General features: G+C 71.6%; 9 protein-coding genes. 2 read left to right on the plus strand and 7 right to left on the minus strand.

All coding sequences use genetic code 11. The features are described from left to right. Window positions 1-55: 55 nt before the first annotated feature. The 5 genes from C8046_RS09650 to C8046_RS09665 form a co-directional block, all read right to left on the minus strand. Window positions 56-3,076, minus strand: coding sequence for a malectin domain-containing carbohydrate-binding protein (locus C8046_RS09650; protein WP_109229257.1), 3,021 nt, complete (start codon window positions 3,074-3,076; stop codon window positions 56-58). Beyond that, entirely contained in the window at window positions 3,010-9,954 is a 6,945-nt protein-coding gene (locus tag C8046_RS09655; protein ID WP_328587631.1) for a PA14 domain-containing protein, read from the minus strand. Before C8046_RS09655 ends, C8046_RS09650 begins: the two co-directional genes overlap by 67 nt. 104 nt (window positions 9,955-10,058) lie before the next feature. Beyond that, window positions 10,059-11,480 carry a hypothetical protein gene (locus tag C8046_RS19390; protein WP_235866267.1) on the minus strand — a complete coding sequence of 474 codons (1,422 nt, stop codon included), beginning with the start codon at window positions 11,478-11,480 and terminating at the stop codon, window positions 10,059-10,061. Between the two features lie 727 nt (window positions 11,481-12,207). Then, window positions 12,208-13,236, minus strand: a complete 1,029-nt coding sequence (locus tag C8046_RS09660; RefSeq protein ID WP_235866268.1) for a transglutaminase family protein — start codon at window positions 13,234-13,236, stop codon at window positions 12,208-12,210. Beyond that, window positions 13,233-15,764 carry a circularly permuted type 2 ATP-grasp protein gene (locus C8046_RS09665; RefSeq protein ID WP_109229259.1) on the minus strand — a complete coding sequence of 844 codons (2,532 nt, stop codon included), beginning with the start codon at window positions 15,762-15,764 and terminating at the stop codon, window positions 13,233-13,235. Before C8046_RS09665 ends, C8046_RS09660 begins: the two co-directional genes overlap by 4 nt. 194 nt (window positions 15,765-15,958) lie before the next feature. Here C8046_RS09665 and C8046_RS09670 point away from each other — a divergent pair, with 194 nt between their 5' ends. Together C8046_RS09670 and C8046_RS09675 are read left to right on the plus strand one after the other, a co-directional pair. Continuing rightward, entirely contained in the window at window positions 15,959-17,161 is a 1,203-nt protein-coding gene (locus C8046_RS09670; RefSeq protein WP_109229260.1) for a S8 family serine peptidase, read from the plus strand. 115 nt (window positions 17,162-17,276) lie between these two features. After that, on the plus strand, window positions 17,277-17,582 hold the full coding sequence (locus C8046_RS09675; RefSeq protein ID WP_109229261.1) for a hypothetical protein: 306 nt from the start codon (window positions 17,277-17,279) through the stop codon (window positions 17,580-17,582). 27 nt (window positions 17,583-17,609) lie between these two features. On the opposite strand, the gene C8046_RS09680 is transcribed toward C8046_RS09675, so the two are convergent. Beyond that, on the minus strand, window positions 17,610-18,137 hold the full coding sequence (locus C8046_RS09680; protein WP_199224430.1) for a helix-turn-helix domain-containing protein: 528 nt from the start codon (window positions 18,135-18,137) through the stop codon (window positions 17,610-17,612). 149 nt (window positions 18,138-18,286) lie between these two features. Continuing rightward, window positions 18,287-19,516 (minus strand): serine/threonine-protein kinase, encoded by a 1,230-nt coding sequence (locus C8046_RS09685; protein ID WP_109230862.1) that lies wholly within the window; start codon window positions 19,514-19,516, stop codon window positions 18,287-18,289. Between the last annotated feature and the right edge of the window lie 105 nt (window positions 19,517-19,621).

Raw genomic sequence — 19,621 nt, forward strand, 5'->3', positions numbered from 1 at the left:
CGACCTCCGCAGCGCGCCCTGGCGCCACGGTCACCCCCTTGACCGTGGCCACGACCTACCCCACCTTCACGATCTCGATCGCCGAGACCTTCGGCTGGTCGACCGTCGAGCTGAACGCGATGTTGAGCGTCCCGTCCGTCACGGCGATGGTGTTCGTCGTGATGTAGGCCGTCATCGGAGCCACCTGGGCGTTGAGGTCCAGGTTGTTGATCTCCACGGGGCCGCCCTCGAGGTTCACGGAGAACACCCGCTTGCCGGTGCCGCCCGCACCCCCGCCGGTGGCGCCGTGGTAGATCTCCGCGAAGTGCAGCTTCACCTGGTAGGTGCCGGCCCCGGCGTTGACGGGGACCGCGTAGGAGAAGGTGCCCGGGCCCGTCGTCGCCGACCGCTCGGTGCGGTACAGCTGGTCGCTGGTCGTGCCCAGCACGTCGACGATGGCGTTGTTGGCGTACGTCTTGCCTCCGGAGAAGAAGGCGTCCGCCTGCCAGGTCACACCCCCCACCGTCAGGGCCGGACCACCCGCGTTGATGCGGATCGTCGCGGCCGTGATGGCCGAGGTGTTGATGGCCGCGACGGCCGACGGCGTCGTGTTGCCCGAGGCGTCCACCGCCACGACCCGGTAGTGGGTCGTCGCCGCGGCCGGTGCGCCGTTGTCACGGAAGGTCGTGCCCACCAGGAGAGCGCCGCCCAGGTTGGTCCACGGACCGGTCGCCGTCGTGCCCCGCTCGATGCGGTACCCGATGAGATCTGCGTCGGTCGAGGCCGTCCAGCTCAGATCCACGCCCGTGGCGTTCGCGACACCGGTCGGGGCCGCCGGAGCGACCGGTGGGGTGGTGTCCGACGAGGCGACCGGCAGGATGTTCGTGATCAGGTACACGTTGTCCTGGAAGTCGCAGTTCGTCGGCCCGGTGCCGCACTGCGCGGGTGAGGCGATGTAGTCGTGGCCCGCGAACCAGGCGCCGGGGATGGTCTTCCCGCTGGCGTCCTGGACCGGCCACATCTTCACGGCCATGTACTGGGTCTGGGTCGTGGACTGACCGGCCACCGTGATCCCGAAGTTGCCGCCGGGGTTCGTGGTGATCGCGGTCTTGGTCCCGTCGCTCTTGAGCGGGTAGATCGCCTGCCCGTAGGCCCCGGCGTGCGTGGCCGACGTCCCGTTGATGCTGAACGTCTCGGTCTGGCCGCAGCAGCCGTGGAAGGCGGCGAGCTGGACGGCCTGGACCGGCTTGGCGGTGTCGAGCTTGCGCCACTGGTAGGAGCGCACCTCGTCACCGTTCAGGGGCGAGCCGGGGATCTCCGAGCCGTTGCCGATGGTCGTGGCCGAGGCCGCGGCACCGGAGGTGGTGGTCGAGCCGTACAGCTGGAAGATGTGCTCGAGGGACAGCTCGCTGCCGCCCTCGGGCGCACCCATCCACCCGCCGCGGAGCTGGACCACCTTGGTCGGCAGCGCCGGGTCGCTCGTCGCGATCGTCAGGGTGCCGGAGCGGATGCCGCGGGACCCGGTCGTCGAGACGAACTTCACCTGGAGCGGGATCGACTGACCCGGATCCACGACCAGCGGCAGCGCGGGGGCCCCGACGAGCTCGAACTGGCCGGCCGCGCCCCCGATGTCGAGCGCCGTGATGCGCATGCCCTTCGTACCGGTGTTCGCCACGGTCAGGGTGACCGTGTCGTTGTACTTCAGGGTCTGGTGCGCCGTGCTGGTGCCGAGGCTGTTGACGCGGTGCATGACCAGGAGGTCCTCCGACAGCCCCGGGAGCGGGGTGCCGTCGGCCTGGCGGACGACCTGGGTGTTGGTCAGCTTCAGCGTGCCGCCGATGTTGAGCACCTCGAAGCGGACCGTCCGGGTGGACGTGCGACCCGCCGAGTCCGTCGCCGTGAACACGACGTCGGAGGTGCCGACCGTGGTCAGCTGGAACGGCGCGGTGTAGGCGACGGGGGCGGCGCCGCCGATCGCGTAGGTGAGTGAGGCGATGGTCGCCCCGCTCGCCGGCGCGGCCGTGACGTCGACCGTCGCGGCACCACCGTTGTAGGAGGTGCCGAGCGTCGTGCCGTTCGCCTTCACCGTGATGCTGGGGGCCGCGAGCGGCGTCCCGGCGATCGTGACCCAGTTGAGCTTCGTGTTCACACCGGTGGGCGTGAGCGTGAGCCTGCCGTCGGTCACGGTGACCGTGGCCGAACCCGTCGCGAACGGGGCGGTGCCCGTCGGCGAGTAGTTCGTCACGAGCGGGGTGCCCTCGGCCGCCACGCCGTGGACCGAGTCGGTGAAGCCGGCGTCGCCGACCGAGGCGGTCACGGTGTAGGTGCCGTTGGCGAGGGCGTACTCCCAGGTGCCGACCGTGCCGCCGGAGATGGGATCGCCGGACGTCGTGGTGGCCTGCATCAGGATGAGCCCCTGCCGTGCCGGCTCGCCGGTCGGGTACGTGATCCCCGCCGTCGCCGTCGTCCGGAGCCGGGTCATGCTGGACCGGTCGAACGGTGCGCCGTTGACGAGCCAGCCGCGCCCGGTCGCCGCGCTGTACGCGGCGCCGGTGTCGGCCGTCCACCCGGTCGGGACCGCGGCCGTGGACGGACGGAAGCTGATGTTCGCCGTCGTCGTCGGACCGGTCGGCTCGAGGCCGTCGCCCTTGATCGAGACCCAGTTGAGCTTCGTGTTGGTGCCGGAGTTGCGGACCGTGATCTTGCCGTCGGTGACCGTGACGTCACGGACACCGACCTGGAACGGCGTGGTCGCCGTCGGCACGAAGCTCTGGATGACCGGCTGGCCCTCGACCTGGACGCCGTGGGTGGAGTCCAGGTAGTTGGCGTCACCGACGGACACGGCGACCTGGTAGGAGCCGTTCGGGACCTCGTACTCCCAGACACCGCTCGTGTACGTCGGCTGGGTGGCGTTGTCGAGGAACGCGAAGCCCTGCTGCTGCTGCTTCGTCGGGAACGTGATGCCCCCGGTCGGAGCGGTGCGGTAGCGGGTGGCGTCCGGTCGGGCGACAGGCTGCGAGGTGGCCTCGTTCAGCCAGCCGTAGCCCCGCTCGGCCGTGTACGCGCCGCCGGTCTCCGGCGTCCAGCCCGTCGGCACCGGGGTGCCGTTCGGCTGGAACGCGACCTTGACCTGAGCGCCGTCCGAGGGGTCGTCCCCACCCGGGTCGGTGCCCCGACCGGGACGACGTCGACGAAGCCGATCTTGGTGTTGCGGCCGCCGACCGGGTCGATCGTCAGCGCGCCGTCGGTCACCTGGACGGTGCCCGTGGACACCTTGTGGCGGGTGTTGGAGCCGGCGGCCCCCGACGGCGTGAACGCCGTCAGGATGGTCGTCCCCTCGGCCCGGATCAGGTGCGACTCGACGTCGGTCCCGACGTTCGGGTCACCGACCCCGACCGTGACCTCGTAGGTGCCGTTCGGCACCTGGAGCTCCCAGTAGGCGTTGATCGCGGTGCCGTTGAAGGTGCCCGCGACGTCCAGCGGCTGCATGTGCACGAAGCTGTCGAGGCGGGCATCCGCCTGCGAGCTGTTGCGGTCACGACCGTTGCCGGGCGTGGTGCCGCCGACGGAGATGTCCAGGTCGTCCTCGGTGGTCTGACCCTTCCAGCCGTACGTGAGGCCGCTGCCCTGGCCGGCGCCGGTCCGCGGACCGTAGGCCTGACCGTGGTCGCGCAGGTAGCCCGCCACCACCTCGCCGGTCGGCGAGGTGAAGTCGACCTTGATCGCGTCACCGCCGGATCCCGTCTCCGTCACCGGCTTGATGCCCGAGACGAGGAAGAGGTAGTCCTGGTAGTCACCGTTCGAGGCGTCCTCGAACGCCACGATGTAGGTGTTGGCGATGCGGACCCCGCTGCGGTTCTTCGCCGGGTAGATGCGGGCGCGGTGCGCGTCCGCGGCCGGCGAGTTGAGCCGGTCCTCGGTGAAGCCGTAGCGGTTGAAGACGCCGGAGTAGTAGTAGAAGCCGAACTCGGCCGCCCCCGGGTCGAAGACCGGCGTGCTGCCGGACGTCACGGGCGGGAGCAGCGACTGGTAGCCACCACCGGCCGTGTTGGTGCCGTTGATGCCACCCACCTGGTTCCGGTTGGCGGCAGCGCCGTCACCGGTGTACCAGCCGAACGGGATGTTCTCGGCCGGGGCGTAGTGCGCGAGCGCCTTCCAGGTGACCGGGCCGGTGCCGGACTTCACGAACAGCGGCTCGAGGACCTCCTCGCCCAGGGCGGAGGGGCTCATGCCGATGGCCAGACCGGTCCAGCCGACGTTGACCTCGTAGCCCAGCGTGCCGAGCACCGAGTTCAGCGGCGGCTCGTTGCCGCCCTCGATGCCGTTGGTCGCCAGACCGTACAGGCCGAGCGTCGCGGTGGTCGTGCCGCCGGTCAGGGTCAACTGGGCCGACCGCTCACCGATGGTCGTGCCGGGCGTGAAGCGGACCTGGAGCGTCGTGGACGCCCCGGCCGCCAGGGTGGTCGGCACCGTGCCGACGACCGTGAACTCCGAGGCGTTCGTCCCGGAGACGGCCGCGCTGAACGGCACGGCCTCGGTCGAGGAGTTGGTCACGGTGACCGTCTCGACGTCGGTCTTCTGGGCGGCGCTGGCGTTGCCGGCGTTGGACTTCGCCGCCGACAGCACGAGCTCGTCCTTGCTGACCTTGATCGTGGCCGCCTGCTGGCTCGCCGGCACCCGGAGCAGGTACAGCTTCTGAGCGCTGCCCGACCGGTCGTACTGGTTGAGGTACAGGTTGCCGTTGCGCGTGTCCTCGACGACCTCGAGCGGGTCGTTGAACCCGCCGACGCCCTGCATCGTCGTGTTCGGGACACCGGTCAGCCCGACCTCGGTCTGAGCGCCGAGGATCTTGCCGGTGACCGGGTCGGCCTGCATGAAGATCAGGTCGTTGTTGTTGGAGAAGCGGACCACGACGAGGGCCTTCTCGAGCTGACCGCCGAAGGTCGCGCTGTGGTACTCGATCGCACCGTTCGGGCTCTTGTTGAACTCGAAGTCGTACGCGACGCCCTTGTAGGTCGACTCGGGCAGGACCCCGACGGGGTACTTCGTCTGGTTGCCGGCGGCGCCCCCGCCCCACTTCGGCGGGTTGGCCGGGTCGTTGCCCTCGTGCAGCACCCACTCGCAGCGCGTCGGGTTCGGGTGGCCGTAGTAGCCGCCCGCGACGACGTCGTACAGGTGGTCACGCTGGGTGGGGACGTTCGACGTCGGCGGGACGGAGCGGGGCGTGTAGCTCGGGTCGCGCAGATCGCGCGCCCGGCAGGCCGCCGTGACGTCCTGGCCGTTGACGGTGGCGAACCCCGGGATCCCGGCGGCCGCCTGACGGGTGTACGTGTCGGTCGCGGCGTTGTACGTGACGCCGGGGGTGTTGCCGCCCGCCGCCGTCCCGTTCGTCGGCACGTAGAGGTGACCGTTGGAGTGGTACACGACGTCGTACGCGTTGCGGATGCCCGTGGCGTAGATCTTCAGGGGCGCCGTCGTGGCGTACGGGTTGTAGGTACCGCCCTGCGCGGTCTTCACCGAGAGCGGGTCGTCGCCCTGCGGGTCGTTGATCGACTGCTGGATGCGGGCGTGGTCGGGATCGAAGTGCAGCAGGGCCGCCGTGAGCAGCTGCTCACCGCGCTGGCCCCACGTGCCGTCGAGGTCACCGCCCGCCTGGTTCGAGCCCTGGAGGACGTAGATGTCGCCGTTCGGGCCGTACGTCATCGAGTTCGTCAGGTGGTCGGACTGGGAGCGCGGCATCTCGGTGAAGACCTGCTTGCGGTTCTGCAGGTTCGCGCCGGTGAGAAGGCTGATGCCGCTGGCCCACTGGTTCTGCTCGTTGGAGACGTTCGGCGAGGTGTTGGTGACCCACAGCTTCAGGTCGCCCGCCGTCGAGCTCTGGTCGAACAGGAGGCCGATCATCGCGATGCCCTGGTACCCCAGGTCCTGCATGTTCGACAGGGTGCCGTCGGCGTTGACCGTGAACCGGAACAGGCCCTGGCCGATCGTCGAGCCGTACAGCTTGCCGTCGGGCCCGAAGACGAACGACGCCCAGTACTTGCCGTTGCCGATCGGCAGCTCGACCTTCTCGAACGCGATGTTCGTGAGCGGCTCGAACTCGCTGCCGCCCGGGTCGATGACACCGCCGCCGGTGGTGAAGATCGAGGTGAACGGGACCCAGGCGTTGCCCAGGCGGTCCTTCACCCCGTTGGTCACCTCGAACCGGTAGGTGGTGTTCGGCGACAGCGGCTCCGCCGGGGCGAAGTTGACCGTGTCGTTGCCGCCCGAGGTGTTGGTGGAGCCCGCGACCTCCGAGTTGTCCGAGACCCGAAAGAGCTTCACGTTGCCGGGCATCGTGGTGTCATCCACGCCGAAGCCGGCGTACGGGACCTTGATGGTCGCGGCGACGCCGCCGTTGACGTCGGCGTCGAGCACCCGGTTCTCGGGGAAGACCGTCCAGACGTGCGGGCGGTCGTAGGTGATCGCCTTGACGTCGACGTAGGCGATCTTCGTGTTGAAGCCCGTCCGCGGGTCGAGCGTCAGGCGCCCGTCCCAGACGCCCACCGTGACGGTGGCGGTGGAGAACTCGGCGGCGGTGGTGGCCTGGTAGGCGTTGACGCCGACCGCACCCTCGACGTTGATCGTGTGCTGCGAGTCGTAGACGTTGTTGGCACCCGGCTGGTCGCCGACGGCGACCGTGACCTCGTACAGGCCCTCCGGCACCGCGAGCTCCCAGGTGCCCTCGGTCTTGACACCGCTGGTGCCGTTGCCGTTGTCGACGTCGCCGTACTGCATGTGCAGCATCGAGTCGAGGCGCTCGTCCACGCCCGGACGGTTGCGGTCACGACCGTTGGTCAGCAGGGCGAGCTCGTGCCCGTCCTCGTCGACCCAGCCGTAGGTGAGACCGGTCCCCTGGTTCGCGCTGCTGCGCGCCCCGAAGGCCTGGCCCCAGTCGGCGACGTAGCCCGCCGCCGGCACCGCGTTGGCAGCGGTGAAGTCGACCTTGATGTTCGTGGTGTTCGGCACGGTGGGCCGGCTGATCACCTCGTTCGAGCCGAGGGAGGCGTTGCCCGCCCCGTCCACGGCGACGACCACGTAGAAGTACGTCGTGCCGTTGGTGACCGACGTGTCGGTCCAGGTCGTGCCCGTCACCAGGGCGGCCCCGGAGACCAGGTCGCCGTTGCCGAAGACGCCCGGCTCCAGGTCGCGGTAGACGCGGTAGCCCGCGGTGTCGGACGACGTCGACGCCGTCCACGTGAGCGCCACCGACGCGTTGCCCGAGACGGCCGCGAGAGCGGTCGGCACGGCGGGAGCCTCGGTGTCGGGCACCGAGGTCCAGCCGCCCGTGACCTCGTTCGAGGCGGTCGAGCGGTTGCCGGCGCCATCCACAGCGATCACGACGTAGTGGTAGCTCGCGTTCGCGGCCGCCGTCGTGTCGGTGAAGGACGTGCCGGTGAGAGGCGCGGCGTTCAGCGGGGTGCCGGTGACCGGAACGCCCGCGGCGGTGGCCCGGTACACGTGGTAGCCGACCGTGTCGGTCGACGTGCTGGCGGTCCACCCGAGCACCACGGAGGCGTCGGCGGCGGTGGCGGTCAGCGCCGTCGGGGCGTTCGGAGCCTGGGTGTCCGCTCCCTGACGCACGTAGGAGACCTTGAGCTTGGCGGCGCCGGTGCCCTGGTAGTACTCGACGACCACGGTGTGGGGGCCGGCGGTCAGGGGAACGGTTGCCGTGTGGGTGGTCGTGGCCGCCTGCTTGATCCACTTGTCGATCACGGCGACGCCGTCCACGTAGACCCGGACGCCGTCATCGGAGTTCGCGGTGAACGTGTAGGTACCCGCACCCTCGTCGATCACCCGGGTGTAGCGCGAGGAGAAGTTCACGGCCGGGACACCGGGCGCCGGAGAGGCGTCGATGGCGAGGTTCATGTCGACGGCCGAGACGCAGTCCGAGGCCAGCGCGGACCCCTGCAGGAACTTCCCGTTGAAGTGGTCCACGGACCACTCGTCAGCGTCGCACGTGGCCAGTTCGGTGGAGTAGGAGACCTTGAGCTTGGCGGCACCGGTGCCCTGGTAGTACTCGACGATGATGGTGTGGGGGCCATCGGTCAGGGGCACCGCGGCCGTGTGGGTGGTCGTGGCCGCCTGCTTGATCCACTTGTCGATCACCGCGACGCCGTCCACGTAGACCCGGACGCCGTCATCGGAGTTCGCGGTGAACGTGTAGGTACCCGCACCCTCGTCGATCACCCGGGTGTAGCGCGAGGAGAAGTTCACGGCCGGGACACCGGGCGCCGGAGAGGCGTTGGTGGCGAGGTTCATGTCGATGGCCGAGACGCAGTCCGAGGCCAGCGCGGACCCCTGCAGGAACTTCCCGTTGAAGTGGTCCACGGACCACTCGTCAGCGTCGCACGTGGCCAGCTCGGTGGAGTAGGAGACCTTGAGCTTGGCGGCACCGGTGCCCTGGTAGTACTCGACGATGACGGTATGGGGTCCGTCGTCGAGCGTGACAGCGGCGGTGTGCGTCGTCGTGGCGGCCTGGTTGACCCACTTGTTGATCACCGCGACGCCGTCCACGTAGACCCGGACGCCGTCATCGGAGTTCGCGGTGAACGTGTAGGTACCCGCACCCTCGTCGATCACCCGGGTGTAGCGCGAGGAGAAGTTCACGGCCGGGACACCGGGCGCCGGAGAGGCGTTGGTGGCGAGGTTCATGTCGATGGCCGAGACGCAGTCCGAGGCCAGCACCGACCCCAGCAGGAACTTCCCACCGAAGTGCTCCACCGTCCACTCGCTCGCCGCGCAGGAGGCCAGCGGGACGTTGACGCTGACCGTGGCGGAGGCCGCCGAGCGTCCGGCGGCGTTCACGGCCACCACCGCGTAGCGGTAGGTCGTGCCGGGCTGGACCGTCGTGTCGGTGTGCGACGGCGTGGTGACGCCGGCCGCGAGCGGCGTGCCCGTCGTGACCACCGTGGCGGACGTCGAGCGGTACACGTCGTACGACGTCGCCCCGGCCACGGCGGGCCAGGTGAGGTCGACGTCGTCGCCGTCGACGGCACCGGTGACGACCGGGGCCGCGGGGGCGACGGGTGCCTGCGGCACCGTGACGCTCGCCTCGTTCGAGGCGGGGGACCGCAGGGTGCCCTCGCCGAGAGCGACGACGGCGTAGTGGTAGGTCTGACCGGCGGCGACCGTGCTGTCGGTGTAGCCGGCGGTCGTCAGCGGAGCCGCGTTCAGCGGAGCTCCGTCCGTGGCGACCGGCGAGGTGGCGCTGCGGTAGACGGCGTAGCCGGTGGCTCCCTGGGACGCGGTCCAGGCGAGGGTCGCGGAGCTTGCGGCCACCGTGGCCGTGAGGTTCGCGGGCGCGGCCGGGGCGACGGGTGCCGCCGGGACGACGACGCTGGCCTCGGCGGACGCGGACGAGGAGCCGCCCTCGTTCACCGCGACGACCGCGTAGTGGTAGGTGGTGCCGGCAGCGAGCCCGGTGTCGCCGAAGGCGGGCGCCGTGACGGTGGCGAGCGGCTCGCCGTCGACCGCGACCGGAGTCGTGGTGGAGCGGAAGACCTCGTAGCTGGTGGCTCCCTCGACCGCGGTCCAGGCGAGGGCCGCCGAGACCTTGTCGGCCCCGAGCGTGGCGGTGACGCCCGTGGGCGCGGCCGGGGCCTCGACTGCCTCGGCGGTGCGGTAGATCTCGACGAAGGAGATCTTGGTGTTGTCACCCTCGGCGGCGAGGTTGAGCTGGCCGTCGGTGATCTCGACCTCGGCGATGCCCTGCTCGAACTGGTTGGTCGCGACGCCGGTGAACGGACCCACGATCGTGGCGCCCTCGGCAGCCACCTGGTGGATGCTGTCGTAGTTGCCCCCCGCGGTGTCGCCCACGGCGACGACGACGGTGTAGGTGCCGTTCGGCAGGTCGTAGCGGTACTCACCGATCTCGGTCGTGATACCGGTGGCCGGGTTCGGCGGCGTCTGGGTCGAGCCCGACTGGCCGAACGCCATGTGGATCAGCGAGAGCAGCCGAGGGTCCGTGTGGGTGGCCGGGGCGACGTAGGGACGCACTCGCGTGTTGAGGGCGAAGTCGAAGGGCGTCTTGTCGTCGGCGGTCACCCAGCCGGAGCCGGCCGCGGCCGAGTACGGCGCGCCCGAGTCCTTGGTGTAGCCGGCGGCAGGAGCCGCGGCGGCGGTGGTGAAGTCGATCTTCGCGATCGGCTCGCCCGCGGGCGAGGGGACCGTGGCAGCGGTGGTGGCCGCGGGGGAGGTGGCACCCGACGAGTCGACGGCGACCACGGCGTAGTTCCAGGTCTGGCCCACGAACGTGTCGGGGTCGGAGAACGTGGTGCCGGTGAGGAGGGCCGCACCACCGATCCCGTTGCCGGTGGTGGCGACGGGCGTGGTGGCGGAGCGGTAGACGCGGTAGCCGGCGATGTCCGTGTCCGCGGGGCGACCCACGCGAGCTGCGCCGCGGTGGGGTCGTCACCGCCACCGGTGAGGTTGCCGACGGCGGAGGGCGCCGCCGTCGTCGCGAACCGCTCGAAGACGACCGGGACGTTCGCCGACTCGGCCATGTTGCGCTTGGTCGCGTAGATGCCGCCGAGACCCGAGGCCTCGACGCCGCCCAGCAGGGCGCTGCCGTCGGTGAAGTTCGCCGGGACCGCCACGGTGCCGAGGTTGACCTCGGCACCCGTGCCGATCCGGTAGAAGGCCGTGGCCGTGTCGGTGACCGGGTCCACGTCCATCGTCAGCGTGACCGGCGTGGTGCCCGTGATCGTGTTGGTGTTCGTCGAGAACACCTTCTGCGACGGGCTGTTCGCGTTCGTGTTCGTGACGCCGTTGGTCTCGACGAGCAGCTGGATCTGGCGCTCGGCCGGGGCACCCGTGGTGGGAGCTGCCGTGGACGTCGAGGGAGCCGTCACCGCGAGCTTCACGAAGTTGTCGTCGTTCGGTCCGAACCACAGGCCGGCCTGCGCCGCGTTGTTCGCGGAGGTCGGCAGCTGAAGCGTGGTGCTCAGGCGGACCTTCTTGTCGTCGGTGTCGAGGGGGACGCCGAGGGTGTTGTCCTGCTTGTTCCGGGTCGCGTCGTTGCCGTTCGGACCGTAGACCGCGAACGCGATGCCCTTCGTCGTGGCCACCGTCAGGTTGCCCCCGGCGACGGTCAGGTTCTGCGGGAGGTAGGCGCTGCGCTGCGCCGGGTCTGTCGAGCTGATCTTCGCGGAGGCGGGCTGCACGAGGCTGAACCCGGTGTCGATGTCACCGGCGCCGTGGAGTCCGCCGCCGGTGCCGTCGAACTCGAGCGCGACGTCGTTGTCGGGCGCGAGCTCTGTCGGGGTCAGCGGCGAGTAGGGGGTGGAGGCCCACGTCAACGGATCGACGGGGACGTCGGCGACGGGCATCGCCGCGGCCGGCGGGCCGGCGGCGGCCAGGGTCAGGGCGACGGCGGCGGCGGAGGTGGCGGCGACGACGCGGGTCCGCGCGCGGCTCGACCACGAGGGCGCACGGTAGGGCTGAGCAAAAGATGGTGAACGCATGGGAATCCCCTCTAGGCAGGGCGGCAGGAGATATCAACGCCTCGGCGGAACGCCGAACGTCGTTGTCAGAAATGTCCCCGATGCCCCAGGTCTCGATCGTGAAAGTAGTCGAGGAAAGGGGGCCTGCCAAGGACTAGTTGAATGCGATTGTTTTCCAGGACCGACCGTCCGAGGTACCTCGGGAGAGCGCGCGCGGTGGTCATGCAACGTTTTTCGAGCATGTCTGACACGCTTCGCGAAGCGCTTTCCGACACTTTCGTAGAAGATTACGGTCGCCGGCTAAGCGATTGACTAGGCCAGTGCTTGCGCACCCTCGGAAGTCCTGAGTATTCGCAAAAGTTTGCTGGCTCAGGATGAGTCGAGACTTATCGGGGCAGTTCCCTGCACATTCCTAACGTCGCTTGCATTCGAACCTCAGGGTCGCGATCGCCCCGCGCTGCCACGTTGTGGCCGGAATACGGGCCCGACGACCCTCATGAGCCCGAGGGCGACGATGCTCGCGACGGGGTGAGGTTGTGGTCACGGCTTCGAATCGCGTGAGCGTTCCCGCAGATTCGCCCGACCGTCAGGGGTGACGCGGTTGTGACCGCACCGTGCGCACGGCAGCTCGTCCCGTCGCGGGCCGGGTACCGGGGGCACGGGCGTGCTGCACGTCGTCGAACATCGCCTCGACCTGGTCGAGGACAGGGATCGGAGGACCGCTGGAGGGGTGGTGCGAGGCGGGCCGTCAGCGGTGCCCGCGCTGCCCCGACCCACCGCGCGACGGCGAGGCGTGCGAGCTCCGCACCTCCTCGACCTCCTCCGCCGTCAGCTCCATCAGGTCCACGCCCACCTTGAGCGAGGACCCCTTCCCCTCGGTGAACACGATGCCGCGCAGCGGCGAGACGTCGCGGTAGTCGCGACCCCAGCCGAGCACCACATAGCGGTTGTCGATGAACTGGTCGTTGGTCGGGTCGACGTGCAGCCAGCCCCCGCCCGGCACCCACACCGAGGCCCAGGCGTGCGAGGCGTCGACGCCGCGCAGCTTCTCGCGGCCGGGAGGCGGGTTGGTCTCGATGTAGCCGGAGACGTAGCGCGCCGCGAGCCCCATCGAGCGCACGCACGCGATGAGGAGGTGCGCGAAGTCCTGGCACACGCCCTGCCGCCGCTCGAGCAGCTCGGGCAGGCGGGTGTGGATCGTCGTCGAACCGGACTTGTACTCGAGCTCGGTGTTGATGCGGGTGCAGAGGTCGGCGACGACGTGCGAGAGCGGCGTCCCCGGACCGAACGACGGCGCCGCGAAGGCCCGCACCTCCTCCGTCACGTCGATCATCTGCGAGGCGAGCATCGCCTCGGACACCGCGATCAGCGCGTTGCCGCCCACGCCGTGGCTGGACGCGGCCCCGCGGCCCGGCGCCCCGAGCGTGTGGGTCACCTCGGCCGCCTGGCTCCACGAGATCATCGGCATCCGGTCGATCTGCGCCTGCTTGCGCGTGACCGTCAGCACCGACTCCGCGAGGACCTCGAGCTCGGTGTGCTCCGTGTCGACCTTGAAGTAGCTGGACCGGTTCCCGTGGAAGTCGCGGTGCTCCCCCGTCTGCGCCGCCCCCGGCGAGATGTGCAGCGCCGAGGTGTGCACCTGCTGGCCGTTGCCCTCGCGCGGCAGCATCACGGCCCGGCCGTAGGACGACGTCACCACCCCGGGGTAGGTGTAGGTGGTCCGGTGGGCGAGCCGGTAGTGCCGGACCCCGCGTGAGTCCTCGCGCTGGCGGATCACTCCTCGACTCCCTTCCGGTTGCCCGACGACGACTCGTACGTCCCCGAGGCGTCGAGCCACGGGACCGGCACCGGGTGGGTGAAGTGCACGCGCGCGATCTCGTCGCCGAGCTCGCGCAGGCGCCAGCCCATGGACGCGAGCGTCTCGCTCAGCGTCGTGCGCCGGCCCTCGTCGTCCGGGAGCGCGACCGTGGACGTGTCGAGCTCGTCGAGGAGGTCCACGACGTCGTTCAGCAGCGAGTCGCGCGTGCTCGTCCCGCGCGCCGGCGCCGGCACCTGCGCGAGCGACGCCGCGAGCTTGGTGAGCTGGAAGCGCAGCGACCGCGGGTTGTGCACGTCGAGCAGGAGCAGGTCGAGCACCGTGTCGATGCTGGGCTGCGACTGGTACCGGCGGCGGTAGGTGATGACGCTCTCGTGGGCGACCAGCACCGACTCGAGCACGAGCGAGTCGTCGGCCCGCGCACGCTCGACGGCGGTCGTCGCCCCGAGGACGTCGACCAGCTGCTGGGCCCGCTCGAGACGGCGACCCGCATCCATGAGGCACCACCCGACGTCGCGCTCCATCGACTCCGCCAGGATGCCCGCGATCGCGAGCAGCCCCTCGAGCAGCCGGGCGGCCACGGGGCCGACGTCGGACACGGCGTCGTGGTCGCGGTCCTGCCGCCGACGCTCGCCGGACATCGCCCGCTCGAGCGCCGACAGCGCGGCCCAGGTGTCGGACGAGAGCTGGTCGCGGACGGAGGAGGCTGCGCGCGCCATCCGGGCCAGCGCGTGCGCGACCGTACCGGGCTGGCGCGCGTCGAGCACGAGGTGGGCCGGATCGCCGTCGCCCACCACGTCCGCGAGCGCCTGCCGCAGCACGGCGAGCACCACGGGCTCGTCGGAGCCGGGGCGGAGGGGGAAGCCCGACGTCGTCGTGACGGCGTAGTCGCTCAGGCGGTCGCTGACGGCACGCACCAGACGTGTGACACCCTCGGCGCGCTCGGTGTAGCGACCGAACCAGAACAGGTCCTCGGCCGCTCCGGGCGAGATCGAGGTCGGCAGGCTGAGCGGGGTCGGGTTGGCGTCCTCCGCGACCCACGGGTCGGTGACCGAGTGCGGGCGTGAGGACAGCACCCAGACGTCCTTGGCGGCGTCGTTCGGACCGGGCTCGACGACGTCGGCCCCGGCCTGGCTGATGCGCGCCACCCCGCCGGACATCACCTGGTACCCGCCGGAGCCCGAGACCGCGAACGTGCGCAGCTGCGTCGGCCGGGCCTCGAGCAGGCCACCGTTGACGGCGGGCGTCGTGGATGCCTCGACCCGCTCCTGACCGACCCACAGGTAGGGCTCGGTCGCGATGCGCGCGGAGAGGTCGGCACGCTCGGCGATCGTCAGCTCCCAGCCGCGCATCACGGGCGAGCCTGGTGCCGTCGAGCGCACCACGAGCCGGTCGAGGTTGGCGATGACGTGCGAGCACATCGACCGCTCCCCGCACCAGTAGGTGACGGTCGAGGGGATGATCAGCTCCTCGCCGAGGATGCTGCGGGCCAGTCGCGGCAGGTAGGTCAGCAGCCCCGGGTTGTCGACGACGCCGCTCCCGAGCGGGTTGACGATCGTCACGGCGCCGGTGCGCGCCGCCTCCACGAGGCCGGGGACGCCGAGGCGCGAGTCGCCGCGCAGGTCCAGCGGGTCGCAGTACTCGGCGTCGACGTGGCGCAGCAGGACGTCGACCGGCTCGAGCCGGCCGAGCGCACGCATCCAGAGCCGCCCGTCCTCGACGACGAGGTCCTCGCCCTCCACGAGCGGGTAGCCGAGCATCGTGGCGAGGTAGGCCTGGTCGAACGCCGCGGGCGAGAACGGACCCGGCGTGAGCAGCGCGGCGCGCGGGGTGGGCCCGGCACCGGGCGGGGCGGCGTCGCGGACGGCGCGGCGCATGGCCTGGAAGAACGGGCCGACGCGGCGGATCCGCGCGTGCCGGTAGAGCCCGGACAGCACCTCCGCCACGATCCGCCGGTCCTGCATCGCGAACCCCATGCCCGACGGCGTCTGGGCACGGTCGGCGAGGACCTGCCAGCTGCCGTCGGCGTTGCGCGCGAGATCCGTGCCGACCATGAAGAGCTGGTGCGGACCGGGGTTGCGGATGTCGTTGACGGCGCGGACGAACCCGGGGTGACCGAGCACCAGCGCGGGCGGCAGGAGGCCGCTGGTGAGCAGCTCGGCCTCGCCGTAGACGTCGGTCAGGACGTGGTCCAGGAGCACGGCGCGCTGCTGCAGGCCCTTCTCCACGTGCGCCCACTCGGCCTCGTCGAACAGCACGGGCAGCGGGTCGAGGAGCCAGGGGCGCTCGTCGGTACCGGCACCCTGGCGGACGCCGTTGTTGGCGAGGAGCTCGACGACGTCGTTCGCGCGGGAGGCGAGGGCCGCGCCGTCGTGCAGGTCCACGAGGTCGGCCATCTGGGCCCAGGCCTCGCGAGCCGCCCCCGTGGACTGGAGCATCTCGTCATGGCCGGGGCCGGCGGCCCGGTAGCCCGCAAGCAGATCAGTCATTCGCGTCTCGCGATTTCGTCAAGTGGAACTTTGCTCCGGCGCGCGGAGCACGCGGCGACTTGGGAGGAACATTACCCTCGTAGCGCTGATCAGCGGGGACGTCCGCGCGACGGAGCCGCTCTTCCCTTCGCGGCGGGGATGTCGGAGGCTCGTGGTGCGATGAGGCCACGTCAGCGACCGAAAGGGCCACCCGCATGAGCTTCCCGACGACCCACCAGCCCCGCGGAGCCACCGGCAGGACGATCGTGGTGCTCGACGAACGCGAGTCCACCGCGCAGGAGGTCCTGCACGGTCTCGGGGTGCCGTGCGTCCACGCGAGGGACCTCGGACCCGGCGCGATCGGCACGGCAGGGACGCTGCCGGCGGGCTCCGCCGTCGTCCTCGACGCGCTCGGCATCGCGATCCTCGAGGATGCCTCCGACCTGGTGTCCGAGGCCGCGCAGGACCCGCGCGCCGCCGTCGTCACGGCCGAGCCCGAGGTCTGGGTCCACGCGTTCACCGAGGCGCCCGAGCCCACCACCCCGTTGGCCGACACCGACGCGTCCACCTGGGGGCTCCTGGCCACCGGCGTCGTCGGCCCGGACGGCGTCGCGACGGCGTGGGACGGGTCGGGCGTGCTCGTCGCCGTCCTCGACACGGGGGTCGACGAGGCCCACCCCGACCTGGCCGGGCGCATCGCGCTGTCGCGCTCCTTCGTCGCGGGCGAGGCGGTGCACGACGCCAACGGCCACGGCACGCACGTCGCCGGCACGATCGCGGGCGCGCAGGCCCCCGCCGGCGGGCAGCGGCGCTTCGGCGTCGCCCCGGGCAGCGACCTCCTGGTCGGCAAGGTGCTGGGCGACGGCGGCAGCGGCACCTCCGGCGGCGTGCTCGAGGGCATGAACTGGGCGGTCGAGCAGGGCGCCCACGTCATCTCGATGTCGCTCGGATCGGCCGTCGGCGAGGGCCAGGGCTACCTCCACTACTACGAGGCCGCGGCCCGCGCCGCCCTCGCGGCGGGGTCGCTCATCATCGCGGCGGCGGGCAACGAGGGTCGGCGGCCCGTCGGATCGCCGGCCAACTGCCCCTCGGTGATGGCCGTCGCCGCGCTCGACCAGCGGCTGCTGCGCGCGGAGTTCTCGTGCATCGCGCTCAACGGCGACGGCGGCGAGCTCAACCTCGCCGGGCCGGGCGTCGGCGTGTACTCGTCGTGGCCGGTGGCGCTCGGGTCCTACCGCTCGCTGGACGGCACGAGCATGGCGACGCCGCACGTCTCGGGCCTCGCGGCGCTCGCGGTCCAGGCGAACGGCGTGCGGGGTCAGGCCCTGTGGGACCGTCTGGTCGCAGGGGTCAGGCCGCTCTCGGAGGACGAGCAGCTCGTGGGGTCCGGGCTGGCGGTGGCTCCGACGGCGGGGTGAGCACGCGGAGTTCCTGACGACGCGTTCCTGACGACGCGTTCGCGCGATGGTTGAGCTGCGGCCTCCGAGCGAGGACGATGGCCCCACACGTGCAGGTGTCGAGGAGGAGACTGGCATGCGCTACAACAGGGAGTCGATCCCGGACTCGATCTCGGAGCTCGACGGCGGGGGCGGGCACGAGGACGAGCGGCGGGGATCGACGGACCGGGCCACGGTGATCGTGACGGTCGAGGGGGATCTGCCGGAGGTGCTGCCCGCGCTCCGCGAGGCCGGACTCGTGGTCGAGCGGACGCTGACGTCGCTCTCGATCGTCGTGGGGACCGTGGACGTCGACGGCGAGCGCGCGATCGCGTCGATCAGCGGGGTGCACGTCGAACGCGAGCAGACGATCGCGCTCGGTCCGCCCGGAGGGCCTCAGTAGGGCTGCGGCCGGCGCGGTGCGGCGAGCTCAGCCCCCGCGAACCACGCGCCCGTAGTGGGCGCGGGCCTCGTCCTCGGAACCGGTCCCGCAGACGAGCAGGAACTCCGCGAGCTCGGGGAGCTCCACCTGCAGCAGCAGCGCCGCCTGACGCAGGTCCCGGCCCGACGCGACCTCGCGCAGCGCGTGCCGCACGATCGCGGCGGGATCGGACGGCGCCTGACCGACCGTGCGGGTGAGGTGGCCCGTGACGGTCCGCACCGCCTCGAGCCGCTGCGCCAGCTCGGCGGGCGTCAGGGTCTCGGCCGAGTCCAGCGTCGCGAGCTCCTCCAGACCCCGCACCCGTTCGAGGACGGCGGGGTTGCCGATCTTCACCCGGTGGCCCGCGATGAGCTGCGAGAGCATCGGCGCCGAGAGGCCCAGCACGGAGGCCAGCTGCGTCTGGTTGAGGCCGAAGGTCGTGAGCATCCGACGGAACGTGTCGCCCAGCGGCTCGCCGTAGAGCTCGCGCTGCGCGTCGCGGTTGCGTTCCGCCGTCGCGGAGTCGAGCTGGGACACGGCCACCTCCGGGGTTCACCGCCGCAGCTGTTCACCACTGCAACGCGCGGATTCGCGATCGCGAACACCGTACCCCGGCGCGACGGTCGACGCCCGGGCTGCGGGCTGCCGACCGGGAAGCGCCCGCTCGCGCGACGCGGACCGCCCGATCAGATCTGGAACGCGAGGATCGCCGCGACGATCAGGAGGATCCCGCCGAGCACGAGGGCGACCGCCGGGCCGACCGACGAGCGCGCGGGGTCGGGCGTGGGGGTGGGGGTGGGGGTGGACATGGGGCTCACAGCGCCCGCCGGCCCGCCGTGGAGGCGGGCGGCTCCCGCGTGCTCGCCGCGGGCGGACGTGGCGACGACGCGCTCGGTCGCGCCCGGCTGATCGGGAGGCGTCGGGGAGGGCGGCGTGGGCAGCGCCGGCGCGGTCGACGACGGTGCGGCTGACGTCGGCGCGTGCCGCCCGCCGTCGCCCCACCCCTCCGGCAGCGGCGGTAGCTGGTCGAACACCTCGACGTCGTCGAGCGGCGCCTCTGACGTGGCGACGACGAGGTCCCCGCCGTCGGCCGGGCGGAGCCCGACCAGCCGCTCCCGCGCCGCCGTCGCCGTCGGACGCACGCCGGGCTCCCGCGAGGTGAGCTCGAGCACCAGGGCACGCAGCGTCGCCGCCCGAGACTCGGCCTCACCGGCCGCGTCGACCCCGCCCGAGAGCGCCGGTGCCTCGTCGAGCAGCAGGGCGACGTCGCCGTCGACCACCCCGCCGACGCTCGGGGGGCGCCGCCCCACCAGCATCTCGAGCGCGCACATCCCGGCGGCGTAGACGTCGGCGGCCGGGTGCGGCTCCCACCCCACGACGAGGCACTCGGGGGCGAGGTAGCCGGGGGTGCCGAGCGCGTACGGGCCCTGCGTGAGCCGGGGCTCATCCACGCTCGTGGCGACCCCGAAGTCCGCCAGCCACAGGTGCGGCGGCCCGGTGCCGGTGGCGTCGAGCAGCAGGTTGGCGGGCTTCACGTCGCGGTGCACGAGCCCGAGCACGTGGATCACCTCGAGCGCCTCGAGGACCTGGTCGAGCAGCGTCGCCACCCAGGCGAGCGGCAACGGACCGTGGTCCCCCACGAGAGTCGCGACCGACCCGCCCCGCACGATCGGCATCGTCAGGAGCACGCGGTCGTCCTCACCGGCCCAGCCGGTCGGCGCGAGCACGTGCGCGTGCGCGACCCGCAGCGACTGCTCGCGCATGAAGCGGACGAGCGAGGCGGCGTCGACCTGACGCAGCACCTTCGCGGCGACGTAGGTCTCGTTCCGGCGGTCCCACGCCCGCCAGACGACACCCGATCCGCCCTCGGCGAGAGGGTCGACCAGCTCGTACCGGCCCGCGAACACGTCTCCCACGTCGGACATCGTAGGGAGGCACCGCCGTCGGGCGGGGGCCGGGCCGCGATCGGGGCCTCGTGACCGCCGTCAGGCCCTGACGTCGCCTTTGCGCGAGCAACGGTT

The sequence above is a fragment of the Serinibacter arcticus genome (assembly GCF_003121705.1).
Taxonomy (GTDB): Bacteria; Actinomycetota; Actinomycetes; order Actinomycetales; family Beutenbergiaceae; genus Litorihabitans.